Source organism: Kitasatospora phosalacinea, assembly GCF_000716545.1.
Taxonomy (GTDB): domain Bacteria; phylum Actinomycetota; class Actinomycetes; order Streptomycetales; family Streptomycetaceae; genus Kitasatospora; species Kitasatospora phosalacinea.
In genome coordinates this window covers 47068-68361 of the sequence record NZ_JNWZ01000010.1, presented here as the reverse complement: position 1 = coordinate 68361, position 21294 = coordinate 47068, and the positions used below count along the sequence as shown (strand labels likewise).

Below are 21294 nucleotides of genomic sequence, written 5' to 3'. Positions count from 1 at the left end.
CGAGCCGCCGCTCCGGCCTGCCCGGCGGCTCCGGGCCCGGCTTCCCGTCGGCGGTGCGCCTCCGTACGGTTCCGGGCTCCGGGGCCGCCCTGCCATGCCCACAACTACAGCACACAATTCAATTGCGCACAACTAAATCGGCCGCTTGCTACCCTGGGCCCATGACCAGGCACGGCGAGAACCCCCGCTCCCCCCGCGGCGAGGACGCGGACCTGCTGCTGCTCGACCAGCAGATCTGCTTCTCGCTGAACGCCGCCTCCCGCGCCTTCGGCGGCGTCTACCGCACCGCGCTCAAGGACCTCGGCCTGACCTACCCGCAGTACCTGGTGATGCTGGTGCTGTGGGAGGAGGGGGCGCTGCCGGTCAAACAGCTCGGCGAGCGCCTGCGACTGGACTCCGGCACCCTCTCCCCGCTGCTCAAGCGGCTGGAGGCGGCCGGGTTGGTGGTCCGCGAGCGCAGCCCGGAGGACGAGCGCTCGGTGATCGTCACTCCCACCCCGGCCGGACGCGAGCTGCGCGAGGGCGCGCTGGCCGTCCCGCGCCGCATCCTGGCCGCCGCCGGCCTGCCGCTGGACGACCTGCGCGCCCTGCGCGAACTGCTCACCCGCGTCACGGCCAACCTGGACGCCGCCGCCGGAGCCTGACGACCCAGGCCCCGCCGCCCCGCCGGCGCCCCGCTACGACTCGTACCGCTCGACCTCGTCGACGCTGCGCACGCTCGCCCCGCCCGGGTCCTCGCCCGCGTCGGCCCGGGCCCGGCGCTGGCGCAGCAGGTCCCAGCACTGGTCGAGCTGCTCCTCGATCTCCTTGAGCTCGCGGTGCTCGGTGGACTGGTCGATGCGGCCCTCGACGAGAGCGGCCCGCAGGCCGCGCTCGGCCTCGACCATCTCGCTGATCCGCTCCAGGATGCGGCGGTCGGTGCCGCCGGTGCCGCTCTGCTCGCTCATCTGGGTCTCCTCGCGGTCGTCTGCCACCCACTCTAGGAAGGGCGGGTGGCGGCCGCGAGCCGGGCGGCGCGCGGGTGCCGCACCGAACGGGGGAGCGCAATTGACAGCACGTCAGGGGAGCGTCAGGATCGCTTGTTGAAAACGACTTCCACTATCACTAGCCCGGAAGGTCCGATCCGCCATGTCGCTGGACGTCTCCCCCTCCCTGCTCCTCCTGGCCGAGCGCGACGAGGTCGCCGACGCCGACTTCCTCGCCACCGTCCGCACCTCGCTGCCCTACGCCTACCGCCTGGTCAACGACCTGACGGCCGAACTGGCGGCCACCGACGCCGAGTTCGCCGACAACACGGTGGCCCCGACCGAGACCGAACGGGCCCAGTTGCTGCGGGCACTGGCCAGCGACTCGATCCGCGGCGCCCTGGAGCGGCACTTCTCGGTGAAGCTGGCCTTCCAGAACTGCCACCGCCTGGCGGCGTTCCACCCGTACGCCGAACACACCGCCACCTACCGGGAGTTCACCTCGCCCCGGGCCCAACTGCTGAACCAGTCGCCCGAGCTGCGCGACTGCTGACCCCGTCGGCCGGTGGTCGCGGGCCCGCCCGCGACCACCGGTCCCGCGATGTGCACGTTCACAAGAAAAAGGCGCCGACTGCTTGCAGCTTCGCGGAACCATGGGGTTATCTATGGCGGAACGCCGCAGAGAGTATCTGTGCACGTTCACAGCTCCCCCCACCCCACCCCCACTCCCCCGTCAAGGACGACGATGCACCAGGGCATCAAGCGCGCGCTCATCACCACGGCGGCGGCACTCCCGCTCGCCGCCACCGCCGTCACCGGCCTCCCCGGCCAGGCCGGCGCCGCCGGCACGCTCACGAACACCGGTTTCGAGGCCGACGGCACCGGAACGGCCGCCCCCACCGGCTGGTCGGTCTACTCGGCCGCCGGGCAGAACGGCGCCTCCTACACCGAGGCCGGCGGCCACAGCGGCTCGTACCGGCTCACCCACTACTCGGCCGCCGCCTACAAGGTCGAGACCTACCAGTACCTGTCCGGACTGGCCAACGGCAGCTACACGCTGACCGCCTGGGTCCGCTCCAGCGGCGGGCAGAACTCGGCGTACCTGGCCCTGCGCAACTGCGGCTCCGCCGAGCAGCGCACCGACCTGCCGCCCACCCCCAACGGCGCCTGGATCCGGCTGGTCACCTCGATCGCCGTGACCGGCGGCCAGTGCACCGTCAGCATCGACTCCGATGCCAACGCCGGGAACTGGATCAACGTCGACGACCTGTCCTTCACCCCCGGCAGCACCGGCCTGGCCGCGCGCGGCGTGGACGTCTCCACGCTGAAGAAGAGCGAGGACAAGGGCGGCGTCTACCGGTGGGCGGACGGCACCGCCGGCGACGCGCTTGCCGTCCTGCACTCCAGCGGCGCGAACTACGTCCGCCTCAAGGTCTGGGTCAACCCCGCCGACGGCTACGACAACAAGGACAAGGTCCTGGCCATGGCCAAGCGCGCCAAGGCGCTCGGCATGGGCATCCTGATCGACTTCCACTACTCCGACAGCTGGGCCGACCCCGGCAAGCAGACCAAGCCCGCCGCCTGGTCCGGCTACTCGCTGGCCCAGCTGAAGTCGGCGGTCTACAACCACACCTACGACGTGCTGAACGCGCTGAAGGCCCAGGGCACCATCGCCGACATGGTGCAGATCGGCAACGAGATCAACGCCGGGATCCTGTGGAACGAGGGCTCCACCGCCAACTGGTCCAACCTGGCGGCGCTGCTCACCCAGGGCGCGAACGCGGCGAAGGCGGTCAGCGGTTCGACCAGGGTCGCGCTGCACCTGGCGAAGGGCGGCGACGACGCCGGGGCCCGGGCGTTCTTCGACAAGGCGGTCTCGTACGGGGTGCCGTTCGACCTGATCGGGCTCTCGTACTACGGCTACTGGCACGGCCCGCTGAGCGACCTGCAGACCACCCTGGACGACATGGCGGCCCGGTACGGGAAGCAGGTGTTCGTCGCCGAGACCGCGTACGCCTTCACGCTGGCCAACGACGACGCGCTGGAGAACAACGTCGCGACCTCCTCCCAGCTGGTGGCCGGCTACCCCGCCACCCAGGCCGGGCAGGCGGCCAACCTGCGCGACGTGATGAACGTGGTGGAGGCCGTGCCGAACGGCCGGGGCCTGGGCGCCTTCTACTGGGAGCCCACCTGGACGGCCGTGGCGGGCAACGGCTGGGACCCGGCCGACCCCGCGTCCGGGGACGCCTGGGAGAACCAGGCGCTGTTCGACTACAACGACCGGCCGACCAGCGCCATGAGCTGGCTGAAGCACCGGTGAGGCGCCGGTGAGCCGGCGCTGAGCCACCGGTGGAACGCCGCCCGGCCGACGGAGCTCCTCCGTCGGCCGGGCGCGGCACCGGGGCCGCTCCGGGGCGCCGGTCGGACCGGCCCCCGCCGGGCGGCGGTCAGCCGCCGACCGCCTCGCGCTCCGCGAGCGCCGAGCGCTGCGCCGCCGGGGCCTCCACCGGCGCGGCCGCGAGGGCCGGGCGCCGGGTCGGGACGAGCAGCGCGGCCAGGGCGGCGGCCAGGCAGAACGCGGCCAGCAGCGCGAAGCCCTGGGTGTAGCCGGTCTCGGCGGGGCGCCCGCCGGCCTGCAGGTGGCCGGTGACCAGGCCGGTCATCAGGGCGGCGCCCATCGAGCCGCCGATGGTGCGGATGTTGGCGTTCATGCCGGTGGCGGCGCCGGTCTGGGCGGCGGGGACGGCCTGCACGATGAGGTTGCTCATCGAGGCGAAGGCGAGTCCGATGCCGAGGCCGAACACGCCGGCGGCGATCGCCACGTCGGTGGGGGTGCCGTGCCGGAAGGCGAGCAGCGCGCAGGCGACCGCGCCGAGGAGGGCGCCGGCGACCAGCTGGGCCTTGGCGGGGAAGCGCCCGGCCAGCCGTCCGCCGAGCACGCCGGCCACGAACATGGCGGCGACCATCGGCAGCATCAGCAGCCCGGCGCCGGTGACGCTGGAGCCGAAGCCGTAGCCGGCGCTGGAGGGCATCTGCACGAAGCCCGGCAGGAAGGCCCAGACCGCGTACATGCCGCCGCCGAACAGCAGGGCCGCGGTGTTGGTGGTCCACACGGCGGGCAGCCGCATCACCCGCAGGTCGATCAGCGGGTTGCGGGAGCGGGACTCGTTGAACGCCCAGGCGGCGAACAGCACGGCGGCGACGGCGAGCAGGCCGAGCACCCGGGCCGAGCCCCAGCCCCACTGGGAGGCCTGGCTGACCGGCAGCAGCAGGGCGACCAGCCAGCCGGAGAGCAGCGCGGAGGAGAGCCAGTCGACGCTGCCCTCGCTGCGGCTGGGCGACTCGGGGACGTAGCGGTGGGCGAGCAGGACGGTGCCGGCGACCACGATGACGGGCAGCCAGAACAGCCAGCGGTAGTTGAAGGCGCCGACGATCGGTCCGGCCAGGACCATGCCGAGGCCGCTGCCGACGGCGATCACCGCGGACATGTTGCTGATGCCGCCGGAGACCCGGGCGGGCGGGAACTCGTCGCGGATGATGCCGAAGGAGAGCGGGAACAGCGCGCCGGCGATGCCCTGGATCACCCGGGCGAGGATCAGCACCGTGATGTTGGGCGCGAGGGCGGCGACCAGGCAGCCGACCAGCAGCGCGACCAGGGCGGCGACCAGGGTGCGCTTCTTGCCGACCAGGTCGCCGATCCGGCCGAGGATCGGGGTGAAGACCGAGGCGGAGAGCAGGTAGGCGGTCATCACCCAGGTGACGGTGGACTGCGAGGTGTGCATCTCCTCCTGGACGATCGGGAGGGCGGGCGTGATCAGCGACTGGAGCAGCGCGTACACGCCGGCGCCGACGGCGAGCACGCCGAAGGTCAGGCGGGGGGAGTGGCGGTTCATCGAACCCTCTCGGGACTCGGGGCGGGCGCGCGGGGAACGGGGTGCGCGCCGCGGCGGGAAACGGGCGCCGGTCGAACCCGGCTCGAACGGCGCGCGTCGGCGCCACCGGGTCGCGGCGGCCGGGCACGGGTCTGACGGGTGCGGTGCGGTGCGGTACGTGGGTGCGGTGCGGCGTGGTGCGGGCGGTGGCCGTGCGGTCACCCGGTGTCTTCGGGCGGGTGCCGGGTACGGCGAAGGGGCCGGTCCGCCGGTACGCGGCGGGCCGAAGTTCGGGCCCCGGTGCTAAAGTCGAGGCATGCCTCCAGATTAGCGGAGGCCGACCTCCGGTTCAATCCGGTTTCCCGATTCCCCCGAACCGCGCCTCCGCAGCACCCGAACAAGCAGCCCGAACAACACCCCCGGTCGTCCGGCCGCCGCACCCCGCCCCCGCCCGCCCGGACGCGTCGAGAACGAGGTCCCCGTGCCGGATCAGATCGTGGTGAGCGAGTTCCTCGCCGCCCAGCGCCCGCGCCGCGCGGACGCCGCCCGCAACTTCGACGCGCTGCTCGCCGCCGCCCGCGCGGCCTTCGCCGAGCACGGTGCCGAAGCCTCCCTCGAGGACATCGCCCGGCGGGCGGGTGTCGGCATCGGCACCCTCTACCGCAACTTCCCCACCCGCCGGCACCTGTTCGAGGCGGCGTACGCCGCCGAGGTCGACGACCTCGGCCGGGTCGCCGAGCAGGTCGCCGACCTGCCGCCGTGGGAGGCGCTGACCACCTGGCTGCACCGGTTCGTCGACTACGCGACGACCAAGCGGGCGATCCGCGAGGCGCTGGCCGGCGAGGAGTCGGACATCTTCCAGGCCTGCCTGATGTCCATGTACGCCGGGGGCACCCCGCTGCTGGAGCGCGCCCAGCGGGCCGGGGAGGTCCGCACCGACATGAGCATCGAGGACCTGCTGCGGATGGTCTCCGGCATCACCTCGGTGACCTTCCCCGAGGAGGGCCGGCGCGACCACGTCCTGGCCATCGCCCTGGACGGGGTGCGCGCGCGCCGCTGAGGCGTCGTCTAGCGCTTCAGCGGGTGCGCCGGGTCGCGGCCGACCAGGCCCAGCAGCCGGGTCGCGGCGTCCGCGTCGGCCGGGACGGGCACCGGGTCGGCGAACAGCCCGGAGGAGGCCAACGAGTCGGCCTGCGGGGCGAGTTCGGAGAGCGCGAACTCGGCGGCGGCCGGGTCGATCGCGGCGTCGGCGCCGATCCCCTGGGCCAGGTCCCAGCCGTGCACGATCGCGTCCACGGTCATCTCCCGGGCGTACCCGTCGGCCCGCCGCGCGCCGTACGACAGGTGCACGGTGCGCTCCAGCGCGCCCGGCGCGGCGAAGGCGGCCCGGGCCGCGTCGGCGGCGGCCGTCCAGGCCGCCACCGGGTCCGCGCCGAGGACGTCGCCGTCGAAGCGGTCGCCGATCTCGGCGACGGTGGCCCCGGCGAGCAGCTCGGGCACCCAGAGCTGCTCGGACGTCAGGTGGCCGACCAGCTGCCGCACCGTCCAGTCCGTGCACGGGGTGGGCGCCCGCCAGCCGTCGGCGGGGACGGCGCGGACGAGCTCGCCGAAGTGCTCCAGCGCCCGGGCGTGCAGCGCGAGCAGGGCCGGTCCTCCGAGGTGTGCTGCCATGGGGTACACGCTTGCCCGCCCGGCCCCGGACGGGCAAGCCGACACCCCGGGCGGCCGGTTACTCGACCGGGGCCTTCTCGCGCAGCAGCTTGACGAACGCCCGCATCCAGGACGGGTGGTCCGGCCAGGCCCGGGCGGAGACCACCACGCCGTCCACCACCGCGTCGCCGTCCACGAAGTCCGCCCCGCCCGCCGCCACGTCCGGCTCCAGCGCCGGGTACGCGGCGGTGCGGCGCCCGGCCAGCGAGCCCGTCCGCAGGGTGATCAGCGGGCCGTGGCAGATCTGCGCCAGCGGCTTGTCGTCCTCGACGAACGCGGCGACGATCCGCTGCACCTCCGGGTCGTTGCGCAGGTACTCGGGCGCCCGGCCGCCGGGCAGCACCAGCGCCACGTACTGCGCAGGGTCGACGTCCGCGAACGCCAGGTCGGCGGGCCAGGTGTAACCGGCCTTCTCGGTGTACGTGTCGTAGCCGGGGACGAAGTCGTGCACCACGAACTGGAGGGTCTTCTTGGTCGGCGCGGCGATGTCGACCTGGTAGCCCTCCTCCAGCAGCCGCTGGTACGGGTAGAACACCTCCAGCGACTCCGCCGCGTCACCGGTGATGATCAGGATCTTCGCTGCCATCCGGGGATTCCGTCCCTTCGTCGCACCAGGCACCGCCCGCCCCGACCGGGCCGGGCGGTGCCCACCCTGCCCGCTGACGCCGCGTCAATCAAGGGGCGCGCTCGGCACGGCGCGCCGCGGGGAGCGCGCGCTCCCCCGGCCGCCCCCGCGCGCTCCGCCGTCCGCCCGGCCGGGGGTACTCCGGGGGCGACCCGCCCGGGACGCGCCTAGCGTGCTGGCAAGGTCCGCCCGTTTCCCGGGTCCGTCGGCAGGGAGGCCGTCATGCAGCACTCGCACCTCGTGGACTCCGCCACCGTCGCCAACTTGCGCGACCTCGGTGGCATCGACCTGCCCGGCGGGGCCCGGGTCCGGCCCGGGCTGGCGCTGCGCTCCGGCCAGCTGGACCGGCTGGAACCCGGCGGCGACCCGATGTTCGACGCGCTCGGCGTGCGCACCGTCGTCGACCTGCGCACCGCCGCCGAGCGCGGCGCCTTCCCCGACCGCGTCCCGGGCGGGGCGCACCTGCTGGTCGCGGACGTGCTCGCGGACGAGGCCGGCAGCGGCGCGGCGGCGGCGCTGGCGGCGGCCCTCGCCGACCCGTCCGGCGCGAACCGGGCCCTCGGCGGCGGCCGGGCCGCGAGCGCCCTGCGCGAGGACTACCGGGCGTTCGTGACCGCGCCCTCCGCCCGGCAGGCGTACAAGCAGCTGCTCACCGCGCTCGCCCACCAGGGCGGCGGCCCGGTGCTGTTCCACTGCACGGCCGGCAAGGACCGCACCGGCTGGGGCGCGACCCTGCTCCTGCTGCTGCTCGGCGCGGACGAGGAGACCGTCCGCGCCGAGTACCTGTCCGTGGACTCGGTGGTCCGGACGCACCACGCGCCGCTGGTGGAACGCTTCGTCGACGCGGGCGGCGACCCGGAGGTCGCGGACGCGGTGTTCTCCGTCCGCGCCGAGTACCTGGACGCCGCGCTGGAGGTCCTCGCCGAGCACTGGGGCGACGCCGAGAGCTACGCCCGGGCCGGGCTCGGCCTCAAGGACGAGACCCTGGACAGCCTGCGCGGACGCCTGGTCGAGACCGCCTGAACGGGGCCGCCCGACGCCCCGTCAGCCCGCGGCCCCCGCCGCCCCGACACAGGCCTCGTTGCCCTCCGGGTCGGCCAGCACCCAGTGGTTCGGCGCGTGCTCGTCCGTCACCAGGCGGCCGCCGGCCGCGATCGCGGCGGCGATCCGCTGCTCGGCGAGGTCGTGCGGCACCCAGACGTCCACGTGCACCCGGTTGCGCTGCGGGCGGGGCTCGTCCATCTGCTGGAAGTAGAACGGCGCGCCGCGGCGGGCCGGGTCGAGCAGGTCCTCCGGGCTGCCGGAGCGGTCCCGGTAGCCGAGCAGCGCCCGCCAGAACGCGACCACCGCGGGCAGCTCCAGCGCGTCGACCGTGACCTGGACGGTCTGCACGGCCGCCGGCTCGGCGACCGCGCCGCACTCCCGCGCGGCGGCGGACACCAGCCGGGCCAGCTCGACGTGGCGCTCGGTCAGCCCGTAGTACTCCTCGCCCGCCTCGATCAGCCGGACCGTCACGCCCTCCGGCCGCAGGTCCACGTCCGCCTCGCCGAGACCCGCCAGCGCCTCCCCGATCGCCCCGACCAGCCGCGCCCCCGCCCCGAACGACCCCGTCCGGAAGAACGCGCACGCCCCCTCCCCCAGCACCCGCCAGTCCTCCGTACCACCCGCCGCGTGGAACGCCGACGGCCTGATCCTCGCCACACTCTGAACGTCAGTCATCCGGGCAGGCTAGCGCCCCGCCCCGACAACCGCCCGCGGGTCACCGCGCCCCCGCCCACGCCAGCAGGTGGTCCACCGACCACGCCGTGATCACCCGCTCCGCGTCCAGCCCCGCCCCCACCGCCCGCTCGCAGCCGTCGATCTGCCGGTCGAGCTCCCCCGGCGCGTGCGCGTCCGTGTCGATCGCGAACAGGCAGCCGAGGTCGGCGGCGAGGGCCAGGAGGTCGTCGGGCGGGTCCTGCCGGTCGGGGCGGCAGTTGATCTCGACGGCGGTGTCGTGTTCGCGGCAGGCGGTGAAGACGGCCTCGGCGTCGAACTCGGAGCGCGGGCGGGGCTTCTCCCCCAGGCGCCGCCCGGTGCAATGGCCGAGGACGTCGACCAGCGGGTTGCGGACGGCGGCGAGCAGGCGGTGCGTCATCGCGTCGGCTCCCATCCGCAGGTCGGAGTGGACGGAGGCGATCACCACGTCGAGGCGGTCGAGCAGTTCCTCGTCCTGGTCGAGCGAGCCGTCCGCGAGGACGTCGCACTCGATGCCGGTCAGCAGCCGGAACGGGGCGGACCTGGTGTTGAGGTCCTCGACCAGGTCGAGCTGTTCGCGCAGGCGGTCCGCGCTGAGGCCGTGGGCGACGGTGAGGCGGGGCGAGTGGTCGGTGAGGACGGCCCAGTGGTGGCCGAGGGCGTGGGCGGTGCGGGCCATCAGTTCGACGGGCGCGGCGCCGTCGGACCAGTCGGAGTGCAGGTGGCAGTCGCCCTGGAGCTTCTCGCGCAGCCGGAGCGCGGCGGCGGAGGGGGCGGGTCCGGCGGCGGCGCGGGCCTCGGCCTCCAGCAGGTACTGGGGGGTGCGGCCGACCGAGGCGTCGGCGATCACCCGGGCGGTGACGGGGCCGACGCCGGGGAGCCGTTCGGCCTGGGCGGCGTCGATCGGTTCGGGGGGCAGGGCGGCGGCGGCTTCGGCCGCGGTGCGGAACGCCTTGGCCCGGTGGGGGGAGGCGAGTTCGCGCTCCAGCAGGAAGGCGATGCGTTCCAGGGTGGTGACCGGGTCCATGCGGCCAGTCTGCGCGGGGCGGGGCGGAGCCGCACGCGGGCTCGGTGCGGGCGGACGCACGGCCGCCGATCTGCCCGGACCCCTTGTTGACAGTCTGTCTCATTGGTTTACTCGTCCCGGAGCCCCCGTCGCCCCCCACCCTCCGGAGCCCGCCCGTGTCCGACACCGCCGCCCCGTCGCAGACCCCCCTCCCGCCGCAGACCCCCGCCCGGCAGCGCAACGCCGACCGCGAGCTCAACGCCGCCCGCCTGCTGCGGGCCTCCGCCAAGCACTCGTACGACCCGCTCACCGAGATCGACTGGTCCGCCCCCGTCGACCCGGACCACTACGCGCTGCCCGCGCACCGCGTCGCGCTGTACGGCACCCCGCTGTGGGAGCGGCTGGACGAGCGGGGGCGGGCCCGGCTGAGCGTGCACCAGTTCGCGTCCACCACGGCCGCCGGGATCTGGTTCGAGCTGGTGCTGATGGAGGGCCTGATCCGGCACGTCTACGCGGGCGACCTGACCACCGGGCACGCCCAGTACGCGCTGACCGAGGTGGCGGACGAGTGCCGGCACTCCACCATGTTCGCCCGCTACATCACCGCGACCGGCTACCCGTCAGCCCGGCCCACCCGGCGCGCGGACCGGCTGGGGAAGCTGCACTTCCTGCTCAACGACACCACCATGACCTTCGCCGGGGCGATCTTCGTCGAGGAGTTCACCGACGCGATGCAGCGCGAGATGATCCGCGACGAGTCGCTGCAGCCGCTGGCCCGCTCGGTGGCCCGGATCCACGTGGTCGAGGAGGCCCGGCACATCGGCTACGCCAAGCCGGAGCTGGAACGGCGCTGGGCGGCGATGACGCAGGCCCGGCGGGCGGTCTTCCGGCGGGCGCTGGCGCTGCTGGCCCGGCAGGCGGTGGCCGAGATCGTGCACCCCCGGGTGTACGCGCTGGCCGGTCTCGACCCGGCCGAGGCCCGCCGGGCGGCCGAGGCCAACCCGTACTGGCGGCAGGCCCGGATCGACTGGGCCCGCAAGGCGCTGGAGTTCTTCGCCGACCTGGGCGTCCTCACCCCGGCCACCGCCCGCGCCTGGCGGCGCGCCTCGCTGCTGCCCTGACCGGCCGTCGGCCGCCTGCGCGCCGGTCGCCCGGCCGCGCGCCCTCCTGCCGGACACTCGGAGCGTGAGCGACAACGGGATCCGCCTCGGCACGGGCCGCGGCCGGTGGGTGGTGGCGGCGACGGCGCTGGGCTCCGGCATGGCGATGCTGGACGGCACGGTGGTGAACGTGGCGCTGCCGCGGATCGGCGCGGACCTGGGCGCGGACCTGTCGGCGCTGCAGTGGACGGTCAACGCGTACATGCTGACGCTGGCGGCGCTGATCCTGCTGGGCGGTTCGCTCGGCGACCGCTACGGGCGCAGGCGGGTGTTCCTGCTGGGGGTGTGCTGGTTCGCCCTCGCCTCGGCCGGGTGCGCGGCCGCGCCGAACGTCGAACTGCTGGTGCTGGCACGGGCGTTGCAGGGAGTGGGCGGGGCGCTGCTGACGCCCGGTTCGCTGGCGATGCTGCAGGCGGTGTTCGCCGAGGAGGACCGGGCGGGCGCGGTCGGCGCCTGGTCGGGGCTGGGCGGGGTCGCGGCGGCGGTCGGGCCGTTCCTGGGCGGCTGGCTGGTGGACGGCCCGGGCTGGCGGTGGATCTTCCTGCTGAACCTGCCGCTGGCGGCGGTGGTACTCGCGGTGACCGCCCGGCACGTCCCGGAGAGCCGGGACCCGGACGCGAGCGGCCGCTTCGACGTGCTGGGCGCGCTGCTGGCGGCGCTGGCGCTGGCCGGGATCACCTACGCGCTGACCGAGGCCGGCTCGGGGCTGACCCCGGGCGCGCTGCTGGCCGCCGTGGCGGGCCTGGCGCTGGCGGGGGCGTTCGTGCTGGTCGAGCACCGGTCGGCGAACCCGATGCTGCCGCTGTCGCTGTTCCGTTCGCGGCTGTTCACCTCGGTCAACCTGGTCACGCTCTGCGTGTACGGGGCGTTCAGCGGGGTGTTCCTGCTGCTGACGGTGCAGTTGCAGGTCGTGGCCGGGTTCACGCCGCTGCTGTCGGGGGTCGCGCTGGTGCCGATCACGGTGCTGATGCTGCTGTTCTCCGGCCGGGCCGGACGGCTGAGCCGGGCGGTGGGGCCCCGGCTGCCGCTGACGGTGGGGCCGCTGCTGGTGGCCGCCGGGGTGCTGCTGATGCTGCGGATCGGGCCCGGCGCGAGCTACTGGCTGGACGTGCTGCCGGCCGTCACCGTGCAGGGCGCCGGGATGACGCTGCTGGTCGCGCCGCTGACCGCGACCGTGCTGGCCGCCGTGGACGTCCGCCGGGCCGGCATCGCCTCGGGCGTCAACAACGCGGCCGCCCGGGCGGCGGGCCTGTTCGCGGTCGCCGCGATCCCCCCGCTGTCGGGCCTGAGCGGCGACGCCTACCGCGTCCCGGCCGAGGTCGACGCCGCCTTCGGCACCGCCATGCTGATCTGCGCCGCCCTGCTCGCCACCGGCGCCGCCCTGGCCTTCGCCACCGTCCGCTCCGACGCCCTCACCCCGCCGCACCCGGTCGCCGAACCCGACTGCGACTGGTACTGCGCCCCGACCACGCCCCCGATCCACCCGGGCGAGGACGGCGCCTGACCCGGCCCTAGGAACGGTCCTGGAGCGCGAGTTTGAACCCTTCGTGGCTGCGGGCGAAGCCCAGCGCGGCGTAGAAGCGGTGCGCGTCCCCGCGCCGCTTGTGGCTGGTCAGTTGCACCAGCGCGCAGCCGCGGGCGCGGGCCCTGGCGATCACCTGCTCCATCATGCTCCGGCCGAGGCCCTCCCCGCGCCGGTCCGCGCGGACGCGCACCGCCTCGACCAGGGCCCGCTCCTCGCCGCCGTTGCCGAGCCCCGGGATGTACGTCGCCTGCAGGCAGCCCAGCGCCGTGCCGCCGCCGTCCACCAGGACCAGCAGTTCGTTGCGCGGGTCCGCGTCGATCGCCGCGAAGGCGCGCTCGTACGCCTGCGTCACCACCACCGCCGACGGGTCCACCACCCGCTCCTCGTCGGCGAGTAGGGCCAGCACCGCGGGCAGGTCGGCCCGGGTCGCGGTGCGCAGGACGTGGGCGGGGCGGGGTTCGGTGGCAGCAGGCATGGCACCGACCCTAACCGCCGCGCCACGACGGCCCGCGGCCCGCCCCGGAGCTGTTCCGGGGCGGGCCGCGGGGAGGGCCCGCAGGGCGTCAGAGGATGTCGCCGGGCGCGTACTTGGCGGCCTCCGGGTGGGCGGCGGCGACCTCCTCGACGCGGCGGACGAGTTCGCCGACCTGGGCGGCGGCGGCACCGGTGAAGGAGAGGCGGTCGGCCAGCAGGGCGTCGAGGGCGGCGTGGTCGAGCGGGATGCGCGGGTCGGCGGCCAGGCCGGGCACCAGGGTGTTCTCGCGGGCGCCCTCGCGCATGGCGAGCGCGGCGTTCACCGCGTGCTCCTTGATGACCTCGTGGGCGGTCTCGCGGCCGACGCCGGCCCGGACCGCGCCCATCAGGACCTTGGTGGTGGCCAGGAACGGCAGGTAGCGGTCCAGCTCGGCCTCGATGACGGCGGGGAAGGCGCCGAACTCGTCCAGGACGGTCAGGAAGGTCTCCAGCAGGCCGTCGAAGGCGAAGAACGCGTCCGGCAGGGCGACCCGGCGGACCACGGAGCAGGAGACGTCGCCCTCGTTCCACTGGTCGCCGCCGAGCTCGGCGGTCATCGAGGCGTAGCCGCGCAGGATGACGGCCAGGCCGTTGACGCGCTCGCAGGAGCGGGTGTTCATCTTGTGCGGCATCGCCGAGGAGCCGACCTGGCCGGCCTTGAAGCCCTCGGTGACCAGCTCGTGGCCGGCCATCAGGCGGATGGTCTTGGCCAGGCTGGAGGGGCCGGCGGCGAGCTGGACGAGCGCGGAGACCACGTCGTAGTCGAGCGAACGCGGGTAGACCTGGCCGACCGAGGTGAACACGTTCTCGAAGCCGAGGTGGCCGGCCACCCGGCGCTCCAGCTCGGCGAGCTTGTCGGCGTCCCCGCCCAGCAGGTCGAGCATGTCCTGGGCGGTGCCGACCGGGCCCTTGATGCCGCGCAGCGGGTAGCGGGCGATCAGCTCCTCCAGCCGGACGAAGGCGACCAGGACCTCGTCGGCGGCGGTGGCGAAGCGCTTGCCGAGGGTGGTGGCCTGGGCGGCGACGTTGTGCGAGCGGCCGGCCATGACCAGCTCGCCGTACTGGGCGGCGAGGCGGCCGAGGCGGACCAGGACGGCCACCGTGCGGTCGCGGACGTGCTCCAGCGACTGGCGGATCTGCAGCTGCTCGACGTTCTCGGTGAGGTCGCGCGAGGTCATGCCCTTGTGGATCTGCTCGTGCCCGGCGAGCTCGGAGAACTCCTCGATCCGGGCCTTCACGTCGTGCCGGGTGACCTTCTCGCGCTCGGCGATGGACGCCAGGTCGACCTGGTCCACCACCCGCTCGTAGTCGGCGATCGCGGTGGGCGGCACCTCGATGCCGAGGTCCTGCTGCGCCTTGAGGACGGCCAGCCACAGGTGGCGCTCCAGGACCACCTTGTGCTCGGGGGACCACAGCTGGGCCAGGGTCGCCGAGGCGTACCGGGAGGCCAGGACATTGGGGATCTTGGGCTTCGCGCTCACGTTTCGCAAGCCTAACAGTCCGGCTCGGGCCGGGACGAAGCGCGTCCGCCCTCCACGCCCGCCAGGACACCACCCGCGCCGGGGTCCGCACCGGGGCCCGCGCCGCGCTCGACCGGGCGGCCGGGGCGGAAATCCGGGTGAGCGGCGGCGGGCCGGCGGGTTAGGGTCCGGGCATGACCAAGCGCACCTTCCGGATCACGGTCCGTGGCTCCTTCGACGGCCTGACCGACGAGCAGCGGGCCGAGTTGCAGGCCGAGGCCGCCGAGCACGACGTGCTGCGGGCGGAGTTCAGCGAGGAGGGGCACCTGACGTACGACCTGTCGGCGCGGCCGTTCTTCACCTTCCGGTTCCTGGAGCACGGGGAGGCGGAGGAGGACGTGGTGGCGGCGTCGGTGCGGGCCGAGACGGCGGCGGAGCTGTGGTTGACGGAGCGCGGGTACGGCTACAAGAACCTGAAGTCGCAGGCGCAGGACATGGCGTTGGCGGCGCTGGGGGCGCGGCAGAAGCAGGAGGCCCGGAAGAAGGGCTGACCGGGGGCGGGGCGGGGGCGGCTCAGAACAGGGCGTCCTGTTCGGCGGCGGGGCGGGCCCTGGGGAGCAGGGTCAGGCCGTCGCAGGCGGTGACGGCGGGGTCGGCGTGCAGCGTCCAGCCGGTGAGCAGGCGGGTGTCGAGCAGCAGCGGGGGGCCGTCGGGCCGGTCGAGGAAGAGGTGGCCGCCGATGGGGCGGCGCAGCCGGCCGGCCAGGCGGGCGCCGTCGGCGAGCGCCTTGACCTGCTGGTAGTGGTCGGGGGCGCCGTCGGTGAGGCCGTACAGCTCGACCTGGTCGGTGACCGGGTGGTCGGGCAGCAGGGTGAGCTGCTCGTGCTCGGCGAGCAGGCGGTGGGCGCGGGTGCGGGCGGCGGTGAGCGCGTCGTGCCGTTCGGCGGGGGCGGGCAGGCCCCACCAGGCGGGGTACTTGGCGGCGGCGGGGATCCGTTCGCGGGCCAGTTTGGCGTGGGCGAGGGCGAGTTCGGCGCGGCGGACGGCGGGCAGCGGGCCGTGGGCGACGAACGTCCAGGTGAGGGCGGCCTGTTCGAGCAGGCGGGCGGTGCCGCGCTCGGTGGCGGTGAGGCCGACCTTGAGCAGGCCGGGGGCGAACCAGGCGAGGTAGAGGCGGTACTCGCGGCCGTCGTCGAGGATCCGGTCGCGGGCGAGTTGCAGGCCGCGGTCGGCGTTCTGGCAGCCCGGGCACTGGCTGACGGTGCCCTCGGGCGGGACGGTGGCGCGGTGCGGGCAGGGGCGGTGGCCGCGCTCGGTGTGGGCGCCGGTGCAGCAGCGCGGGCCGGTGATCCGCCAGGCGACGGGGGTGCCGTCGCCGAGCGGCCGGTCGTGGCGGCGGCTGCCGTCGGTGGCGGTGAGTCGGGGCGCGCCGTCGTGCCAGCGCAGCCCGGTGGCGGTCCATCCGTTCGCCTGGTGCATCCGGTGAGCGTACGGCACGCCACCGACGGTCACGGGCGCAGCAGCGGGAGGACCTGGTCGCAGAGGCCGGAGAGGGCGGCGCGCTGGTCGGGGTCGAGGCTGTCGAAGGCGGCGTGGGCGCGGGTCATGTCGGCGCGGATCCGGTCGAGGACGTCGCGGCCCTGGTCGGTGATGGTGACGATCTTGACCCGGCGGTCGGCGGCGGCGGCTTCGCGGTGGGCGTAGCCGAGCGCTTCGAGGCGGTCGACGATGCCGGTGACGTTGGAGGCGTCGCAGCCGAGCCGGCCGGCCAGGGCGCGCATCGGGACGGGTTCGAGGACCGCCTTGAGCGCCTTGGCCTGCGAGGAGCTGAGGCCGTGGCGGGCCGCGGCGACGGCGAAGTCCTGGAAGTAGGCGGCGCCGACGGCCGCGATCTGCTCCATCAGGTCGGTGGTGGAGGGTGCGGTGCCGGTGGTGCCGGTGCCTGTGTTGCTGGCCATGGCGGTCAGGGTACGCCCATTCGTTTCAGCAGCTCCAGTATTGAATCCGGCAAGTAGTTTGCGGATCCGGTGGACGGCTCGTGCCCGCCCGTCCGGTGGCGGCGTTCAGAGGACCAGGCGGTCGAACAGGTGGTGCAGTTCCGCGCCCGGGTCGGCGGTCAGCCCGGTGTGCACCGGGCCGGGCTGGACGACGGCGCTGCGCGGGGCGGTGAGCCAGCGGAAGCGCTGCCCGGCGCTGTCCCGGGCGGCCGGCCCGGCGGCCTCGCCGCCCGCGCAGACCGCCTCGATGCCGCGCAGCGCGCGCCGCACGCCCGCCACGTCGGCCAGCGCGTCCAGCGCCAGCAGCCGGCCCTGGTCGAGGTGGGTGCGGGCGCCCAGGTAGTCGGCGCCCCGGCAGTACAGCAGGACGCCGATGTTGACGCACTCGCCGCGCTCGACCCGGGGGATGGCCCGGATCAGCGCGTACTCGTAGTCGTGGCGGGGTTGTTCGCGGGCGGGCCGGTCCTCCATCAGGACGCCACCTCCGGGAGCCAGTCGCGGGGCCCGGCGAGGCGGGCGGTGAGCTGTGCGGTGTACGCGGCGCGGACGTCCCCGGGGGTGTCGAAGCCGGGCTCGTCGGCCAGCCAGACGTCCGGGACGGCGGCGACGGCGGCGGGCAGCGCCTGCTCGGCGAGTTCGGCGAGTTCGGCGTCGACGTCCGGCAGGTGGGCGGCGGCGTGCCGCAGCGCGTGGTCGGAGGCGTCGTAGGGCTTGCGGCGCCACTTCTCGGCGCCCGGCCAGCTGTGGTGGAAGATCAGGCTGGCGCCGTGGTCGATCAGTCGCAGCCCGCCGGCCGCGACCAGCAGGTTGGGGTTGCGCCAGGAGCGGTCGACGTTGCCGATCAGGGCGTCGAACCAGAGCACCCGGGCGGCGGAGGCGTCCTCCACCTCGAAGCAGAGCGGGTCGAAGTTCAGCGCCCCGGAGACGTACGCCATGCCGAGGTTGGTGCCGCCGCTGGCCCGCATCTGGTCCTGGATCTGGACCTCGGGCTCGCTGCGGGCGAGCACCGGGTCCAGGTCGACCAGGGCGAGTTCGGGCACCGGCAGGCCGAGCCGGCGGCCGAGTTCGCCGGCCAGCACCTCGGCCACCAGCGCCTTGCGGCCCTGGGCCGCGCCGACCCACTTCAGGACGTACAGGCGGCGGTCGTCGGCCTCGACCAGGCCGGGCATCGAACCGCCTTCGCGCAGCGGCGCCGCGTAGCGGACGGCCGTCACCTCGGAGAGCATCCGGACAGCCTAGCGGCCCGGCAGCGGGGCATGGCCGCGCGCGGGGCGGGCAGGCGTCCGGCAGCCCGTTGGAGATGCACCCGCCGTTACCCCGTGCGAGTGTGGCCAACAGTCGTCCTTGCCACTCACGGACCTGCACACAGTAGGGGATGAAGATGGAACGACCTCGGATCCTGATCGTCGGCGGCGGATTCGCCGGACTGGAGTGCGCGCGCCGCCTGGAGCGCAAGCTCGCCCCCTCCGAGGCGGAGATCTCCCTGGTCACGCCGTTCTCGTACCAGCTGTACCTGCCGCTGCTGCCGCACGTCGCGGCCGGGGTGCTGACCCCGCAGTCGGTGGCGATCTCGCTGCGCCGCACGCTGCGGCGCACCCACATCGTGCCGGGCGGGGCGATCGGCATCGATCCGCGGTCGAAGGTCGCCGTGGTCCGCAAGATCACCGACGAGGTGGTGGCGGAGAAGTACGACTACCTGGTGCTCGCGCCGGGCAGTGTCACCCGGACCTTCGACATCCCCGGCCTGCCGGACTACGCGCGCGGCATGAAGACGCTCGCCGAGGCCACCTACATCCGGGACCACGTGATCGCCCAGCTCGACCTGGCGTCCGCGTCGATGGACGAGAACGAGCGCGCCTCCCGGCTGCAGTTCGTGGTGGTCGGCGGCGGGTACGCGGGCACCGAGACGGCGGCCTGCCTGCAGCGGCTGACCACGGCGGCGGTCAAGCGCTACCCGCGGCTGGACCCGCAGCTGATCAAGTGGCACCTGATCGACATCGCGCCGAAGCTGATGCCCGAGCTGGGCGACAAGCTGGGCACCACCGCGATGGAGATCCTGCGGGGGCGCGGCGTGGACGTGTCGCTGGGCGTGTCGATCGCCGAGGTCGGCCCGGAGACGGTCAAGTTCACCGACGGGCGCAGCCTGCCGTGCCGCACCCTGATCTGGACGGCCGGCGTGGCCGCCTCGCCGCTGGTGGGCACGCTGGACGCGGAGACGGTGCGCGGGCGCCTGGCGGTGACGGCGGAGATGCGGGTGCCGCAGTTCGAGGGCGTGTTCGCGCTCGGCGACGCGGCGGCGGTGCCGGACCTGGCCAAGGGCGACGGGGCGGTGTGCCCGCCGACCGCGCAGCACTCGGCCCGGCAGGGCAAGAAGGTCGCCGACAACCTGGTGGCGGCGGTGCGCAACCAGCCGCTGCAGCCGTACTTCCACAAGGACCTGGGCCTGGTCGTCGACCTCGGCGGCAAGGACGCGGTCTCCAAGCCGCTGGGCATCGAGCTGCACGGCGCGCCCGCCCAGGCGGTGGCCCGCGGCTACCACGTGATGGCGATGCGCACCAACGCCGCGAAGTACCGGACGGCGGCGAACTGGCTGCTGAACGCCACCGCGGGCGACGACTTCGTCCGCACCGGCTTCCTGGCCCGCCAGCCCGCCCGGCTGCGCGACTTCGAGTACACCGACGCGTACCTCTCCCGCGACCAGGTCCGCGAGCACGCGCAGGCGCTGCTGGCCAAGGGCTGAGCAGCGCGCCCGCCGCACGGCGAGGGCCCCGACCGGAGCGGTCGGGGCCCTCGCGGCGCTCAGCCCTGGCGGGCCTTGAAGCGCGGGTCCTTCCGGTTGATCACGAAGGTGCGTCCGCGGCGGCGGACCACCTGCGCGCCGGGCTTGGCCTTCAGGGAGCGGAGCGAGTTCCGGATGCGCATGCCGGTCCTTCCTTGCTGGTCTGGTCCCCCGCGTGCCACAACCGGGGCGGGCCGCCCGCTATTCCTCGCGGACATGACAGCCGTCAGAGGCGGTACGGGTACAGCTCGGCGTGCTCGCACGGGACGGCGACCTCGATCCGGCCCGGCGGGGCGGCCAGGTCGAGCAGGACCAGGCCGTCGCCGGTGCGCAGCGCCCCCGCGCCGTCGAACTCGCCGGTCAGCAGCAGGAGTCCGCCCTCGGTGCGGACGGCGGGCCCGGCCCCGGGGGCGGGGCGGACGGTGGCGCGGCCCTCGTCGATCGTCCACTCGACGTGGTACGCGCCGGGCGGGTCGGCCGGGTCGCCGCGCCAGACGGCGACGGCCGGGCCGTACGGGGTGCGGACCTCGGCGAGCGGCGGGCCCGCGCCGGTGGAGCGCAGGCGCTCCAGCTGGACCAGCACGGGCGGCCTCCTCAGGTGAGCCGGGAGCCAGGGGCGGGGGCGGACAGCACGGCGGCGAGGTCGGCGGCGAGGTCGGCGGCCTCGGCCGGGTCGAGGGTGGAGACGGTGATCCGGATGCCGGGCGGGGAGGCGAGGCGGAAGCGGGCGCCGGGCGCGGTGACCCAGCCGCGGTGCAGCATCGCGGCGGCGGTGGCCGTCTCGTCCGCGACGGGCACCCAGACGTTGAGGCCGCTGGCGCCGTGGGCGCGGACGCCGTGCGCGGCGAGGGCGGCCAGCAGCGCGTCGCGGCGGGCGCGGTAGACGGGGGCCGGAACGGGCGGGCGGCGGCGCAGTTCGAGCAGGGCGCGCTGGAGCAGGTGGCTGACCCAGCCGGCGTCGAGGCGCTGGCGGCCCAGGACGCGGGCGACGGTGTCGGCGTCACCGGCGCAGACGGCCACCCGCAGGTCGGGGCCGAACGCCTTGGCGGCGGAGCGTACCAGCGCCCAGTGCGCGACGGTGCCGGCGGCGAGGGACTGGAAGGGCTGGTCGACCATGCCGTGGCCGTGGTCGTCCTCGATCAGGACGGTGCCGGGGCGGTCGGCCAGCACGGCCCGCAGTTCGGCGGCGCGGGCGGGGGTGAGCGCGGCACCGGTGGGGTTCTGGGCGCGGCTGGTGACGATCAGGGCGCGGGCGCCGTGGTCGAGCGCGGCGGCGACCGGGCCGGGCAGCGGGCCCCGGTCGTCGACCGGGACGGGGGCGGGGCGCAGCCCGAGGGCGGGCAGCAGGTCGAGCAGGCTGCCCCAGCCCGGGTCCTCGACGGCGACGGTGTCGCCGGGGCGCAGGTGCGCGGAGAGCACGCGCGCGATGGTGTCCAGCGCGCCGGAGCAGACCGCGAGTTCGCCCTCGGGGACGCCGTCGGCGCGGAACTCGGCGCGGTAGTCGGCGAGCAGCCCGGGCTCGGCGACGGGGTGCCCGTACAGGACGGCGGGGCCGGTGGCGGCGGCGGCCAGGGCCGGGCCGAGCGGGGGCAGCAGGGCCGGGTCGGGATTGCCGGCCGAGACGTCGCGCGCGCCGGCGGGGACGGGCAGCGCCGCCTGGTCGCGCGGGGTGGTGACGGGGCGGGGGCGGACCCGGCTGCCGCGCCGCCCGGCGGTCTCGATGACGCCGCGTTCGCGCAGCAGGCGGTAGGCGGCGGCCACCGTGTTGGGGTTCACGCCGAGCTCGCCGGCCAGGTCGCGCAGCGGGGGCAGGGCGGCGCCGGGAGCCAACTCCCCCGCCGCGACCGCGCGTTCGACGTCGGCGGCAATCTCGCTGGCCCGCCGCCCGGTGATCCGATACTCTCCTAGCACAAAGCAGATTATGCACTAGTACAGAGGAGTTGTC

General features: G+C 75.0%; 24 protein-coding genes. 9 read left to right on the top strand and 15 right to left on the bottom strand.

What is annotated here, in order from left to right; genetic code table 11:
• Nucleotides 1–161 precede the first annotated feature (161 nt).
• Entirely contained in the window at nucleotides 162–644 is a 483-nt protein-coding gene (locus tag OO48_RS07035) for a MarR family winged helix-turn-helix transcriptional regulator (RefSeq protein WP_033213499.1), read from the top strand.
• A 33-nt stretch (nucleotides 645–677) separates the two neighbouring features.
• Here OO48_RS07035 and OO48_RS07030 read toward each other — a convergent pair whose 3' ends face one another.
• Complete coding sequence (locus tag OO48_RS07030; protein ID WP_033213498.1) at nucleotides 678–947, bottom strand: DUF2630 family protein; 270 nt, start codon at nucleotides 945–947, stop codon at nucleotides 678–680.
• A gap of 181 nt (nucleotides 948–1128) precedes the next feature.
• Here OO48_RS07030 and OO48_RS07025 point away from each other — a divergent pair, with 181 nt between their 5' ends.
• Together OO48_RS07025 and OO48_RS07020 are read left to right on the top strand one after the other, a co-directional pair.
• Nucleotides 1129–1518, top strand: a complete 390-nt coding sequence (locus OO48_RS07025) for an SCO5389 family protein (protein ID WP_033213497.1) — start codon at nucleotides 1129–1131, stop codon at nucleotides 1516–1518.
• A gap of 192 nt (nucleotides 1519–1710) precedes the next feature.
• Nucleotides 1711–3285: a glycoside hydrolase family 53 protein gene (locus OO48_RS07020; protein ID WP_033213496.1), complete on the top strand. Its 1575-nt coding sequence runs from the start codon at nucleotides 1711–1713 to the stop codon at nucleotides 3283–3285.
• Between the two features lie 127 nt (nucleotides 3286–3412).
• Here OO48_RS07020 and OO48_RS07015 read toward each other — a convergent pair whose 3' ends face one another.
• Nucleotides 3413–4858: an MFS transporter gene (locus tag OO48_RS07015; protein ID WP_033213495.1), complete on the bottom strand. Its 1446-nt coding sequence runs from the start codon at nucleotides 4856–4858 to the stop codon at nucleotides 3413–3415.
• Between the two features lie 460 nt (nucleotides 4859–5318).
• Here OO48_RS07015 and OO48_RS07010 point away from each other — a divergent pair, with 460 nt between their 5' ends.
• On the top strand, nucleotides 5319–5897 hold the full coding sequence (locus tag OO48_RS07010) for a TetR/AcrR family transcriptional regulator (protein WP_033213494.1): 579 nt from the start codon (nucleotides 5319–5321) through the stop codon (nucleotides 5895–5897).
• A gap of 8 nt (nucleotides 5898–5905) precedes the next feature.
• Here the strand turns inward: OO48_RS07010 and OO48_RS07005 are convergent, their stop codons facing one another.
• Together OO48_RS07005 and OO48_RS07000 are read right to left on the bottom strand one after the other, a co-directional pair.
• Nucleotides 5906–6508 carry a TIGR03086 family metal-binding protein gene (locus OO48_RS07005; protein ID WP_033213493.1) on the bottom strand — a complete coding sequence of 201 codons (603 nt, stop codon included), beginning with the start codon at nucleotides 6506–6508 and terminating at the stop codon, nucleotides 5906–5908.
• A 58-nt stretch (nucleotides 6509–6566) separates the two neighbouring features.
• Nucleotides 6567–7133 (bottom strand): DJ-1/PfpI family protein, encoded by a 567-nt coding sequence (locus OO48_RS07000; RefSeq protein WP_033213492.1) that lies wholly within the window; start codon nucleotides 7131–7133, stop codon nucleotides 6567–6569.
• Between the two features lie 261 nt (nucleotides 7134–7394).
• Here OO48_RS07000 and OO48_RS06995 point away from each other — a divergent pair, with 261 nt between their 5' ends.
• Nucleotides 7395–8195: a tyrosine-protein phosphatase gene (locus OO48_RS06995; protein ID WP_033213491.1), complete on the top strand. Its 801-nt coding sequence runs from the start codon at nucleotides 7395–7397 to the stop codon at nucleotides 8193–8195.
• A gap of 21 nt (nucleotides 8196–8216) precedes the next feature.
• Here the strand turns inward: OO48_RS06995 and OO48_RS06990 are convergent, their stop codons facing one another.
• Nucleotides 8217–8891 carry a VOC family protein gene (locus OO48_RS06990; protein ID WP_033213490.1) on the bottom strand — a complete coding sequence of 225 codons (675 nt, stop codon included), beginning with the start codon at nucleotides 8889–8891 and terminating at the stop codon, nucleotides 8217–8219.
• Nucleotides 8892–8931: 40 nt separating this feature from the next.
• Entirely contained in the window at nucleotides 8932–9936 is a 1005-nt protein-coding gene (locus OO48_RS06985) for a PHP domain-containing protein (protein WP_033213489.1), read from the bottom strand.
• Nucleotides 9937–10091: 155 nt separating this feature from the next.
• Here OO48_RS06985 and OO48_RS06980 point away from each other — a divergent pair, with 155 nt between their 5' ends.
• The gene (locus OO48_RS06980; RefSeq protein ID WP_033213488.1) at nucleotides 10092–11036 is read left to right on the top strand and encodes an AurF N-oxygenase family protein; all 945 of its coding nucleotides are present in this window, start codon (nucleotides 10092–10094) and stop codon (nucleotides 11034–11036) included.
• Nucleotides 11037–11100: 64 nt separating this feature from the next.
• Nucleotides 11101–12579 carry an MFS transporter gene (locus OO48_RS06975; protein WP_033213487.1) on the top strand — a complete coding sequence of 493 codons (1479 nt, stop codon included), beginning with the start codon at nucleotides 11101–11103 and terminating at the stop codon, nucleotides 12577–12579.
• 7 nt (nucleotides 12580–12586) lie between these two features.
• Here the strand turns inward: OO48_RS06975 and OO48_RS06970 are convergent, their stop codons facing one another.
• Complete coding sequence (locus tag OO48_RS06970) at nucleotides 12587–13075, bottom strand: GNAT family N-acetyltransferase (RefSeq protein WP_033213486.1); 489 nt, start codon at nucleotides 13073–13075, stop codon at nucleotides 12587–12589.
• An 88-nt stretch (nucleotides 13076–13163) separates the two neighbouring features.
• Nucleotides 13164–14594 carry an adenylosuccinate lyase gene (purB, locus tag OO48_RS06965; RefSeq protein ID WP_425338515.1) on the bottom strand — a complete coding sequence of 477 codons (1431 nt, stop codon included), beginning with the start codon at nucleotides 14592–14594 and terminating at the stop codon, nucleotides 13164–13166.
• 173 nt (nucleotides 14595–14767) lie between these two features.
• Between purB and OO48_RS06960 the strand changes: the two genes are divergently transcribed.
• Nucleotides 14768–15124: a DUF6204 family protein gene (locus tag OO48_RS06960; protein ID WP_033213484.1), complete on the top strand. Its 357-nt coding sequence runs from the start codon at nucleotides 14768–14770 to the stop codon at nucleotides 15122–15124.
• Nucleotides 15125–15146: 22 nt separating this feature from the next.
• On the opposite strand, the gene OO48_RS06955 is transcribed toward OO48_RS06960, so the two are convergent.
• The 4 genes from OO48_RS06955 to OO48_RS06940 form a co-directional block, all read right to left on the bottom strand.
• The gene (locus OO48_RS06955) at nucleotides 15147–16052 is read right to left on the bottom strand and encodes a DUF2797 domain-containing protein (protein WP_063830633.1); all 906 of its coding nucleotides are present in this window, start codon (nucleotides 16050–16052) and stop codon (nucleotides 15147–15149) included.
• Nucleotides 16053–16081: 29 nt separating this feature from the next.
• Nucleotides 16082–16531, bottom strand: a complete 450-nt coding sequence (locus OO48_RS06950; RefSeq protein ID WP_033213483.1) for a MarR family winged helix-turn-helix transcriptional regulator — start codon at nucleotides 16529–16531, stop codon at nucleotides 16082–16084.
• A 105-nt stretch (nucleotides 16532–16636) separates the two neighbouring features.
• Nucleotides 16637–17041, bottom strand: coding sequence for a DUF3037 domain-containing protein (locus OO48_RS06945; RefSeq protein WP_033213482.1), 405 nt, complete (start codon nucleotides 17039–17041; stop codon nucleotides 16637–16639).
• Nucleotides 17041–17796 (bottom strand): HipA family kinase, encoded by a 756-nt coding sequence (locus OO48_RS06940; RefSeq protein WP_033213481.1) that lies wholly within the window; start codon nucleotides 17794–17796, stop codon nucleotides 17041–17043. The genes OO48_RS06945 and OO48_RS06940 overlap by 1 nt, the downstream gene beginning before the upstream one ends.
• 155 nt (nucleotides 17797–17951) lie before the next feature.
• On the opposite strand from OO48_RS06940, the gene OO48_RS06935 reads away from it, so the two are divergent.
• Nucleotides 17952–19310, top strand: a complete 1359-nt coding sequence (locus OO48_RS06935; RefSeq protein ID WP_033213543.1) for an NAD(P)/FAD-dependent oxidoreductase — start codon at nucleotides 17952–17954, stop codon at nucleotides 19308–19310.
• 59 nt (nucleotides 19311–19369) lie between these two features.
• Here the strand turns inward: OO48_RS06935 and ykgO are convergent, their stop codons facing one another.
• The 3 genes from ykgO to OO48_RS06920 form a co-directional block, all read right to left on the bottom strand.
• Nucleotides 19370–19492 (bottom strand): type B 50S ribosomal protein L36, encoded by a 123-nt coding sequence (ykgO, locus tag OO48_RS37235; RefSeq protein WP_014139854.1) that lies wholly within the window; start codon nucleotides 19490–19492, stop codon nucleotides 19370–19372.
• Nucleotides 19493–19575: 83 nt separating this feature from the next.
• Nucleotides 19576–19932, bottom strand: coding sequence for a hypothetical protein (locus tag OO48_RS06925; RefSeq protein ID WP_033213480.1), 357 nt, complete (start codon nucleotides 19930–19932; stop codon nucleotides 19576–19578).
• An 11-nt stretch (nucleotides 19933–19943) separates the two neighbouring features.
• Nucleotides 19944–21260, bottom strand: coding sequence for an aminotransferase class I/II-fold pyridoxal phosphate-dependent enzyme (locus OO48_RS06920; RefSeq protein WP_033213479.1), 1317 nt, complete (start codon nucleotides 21258–21260; stop codon nucleotides 19944–19946).
• Nucleotides 21261–21294 lie beyond the last annotated feature (34 nt).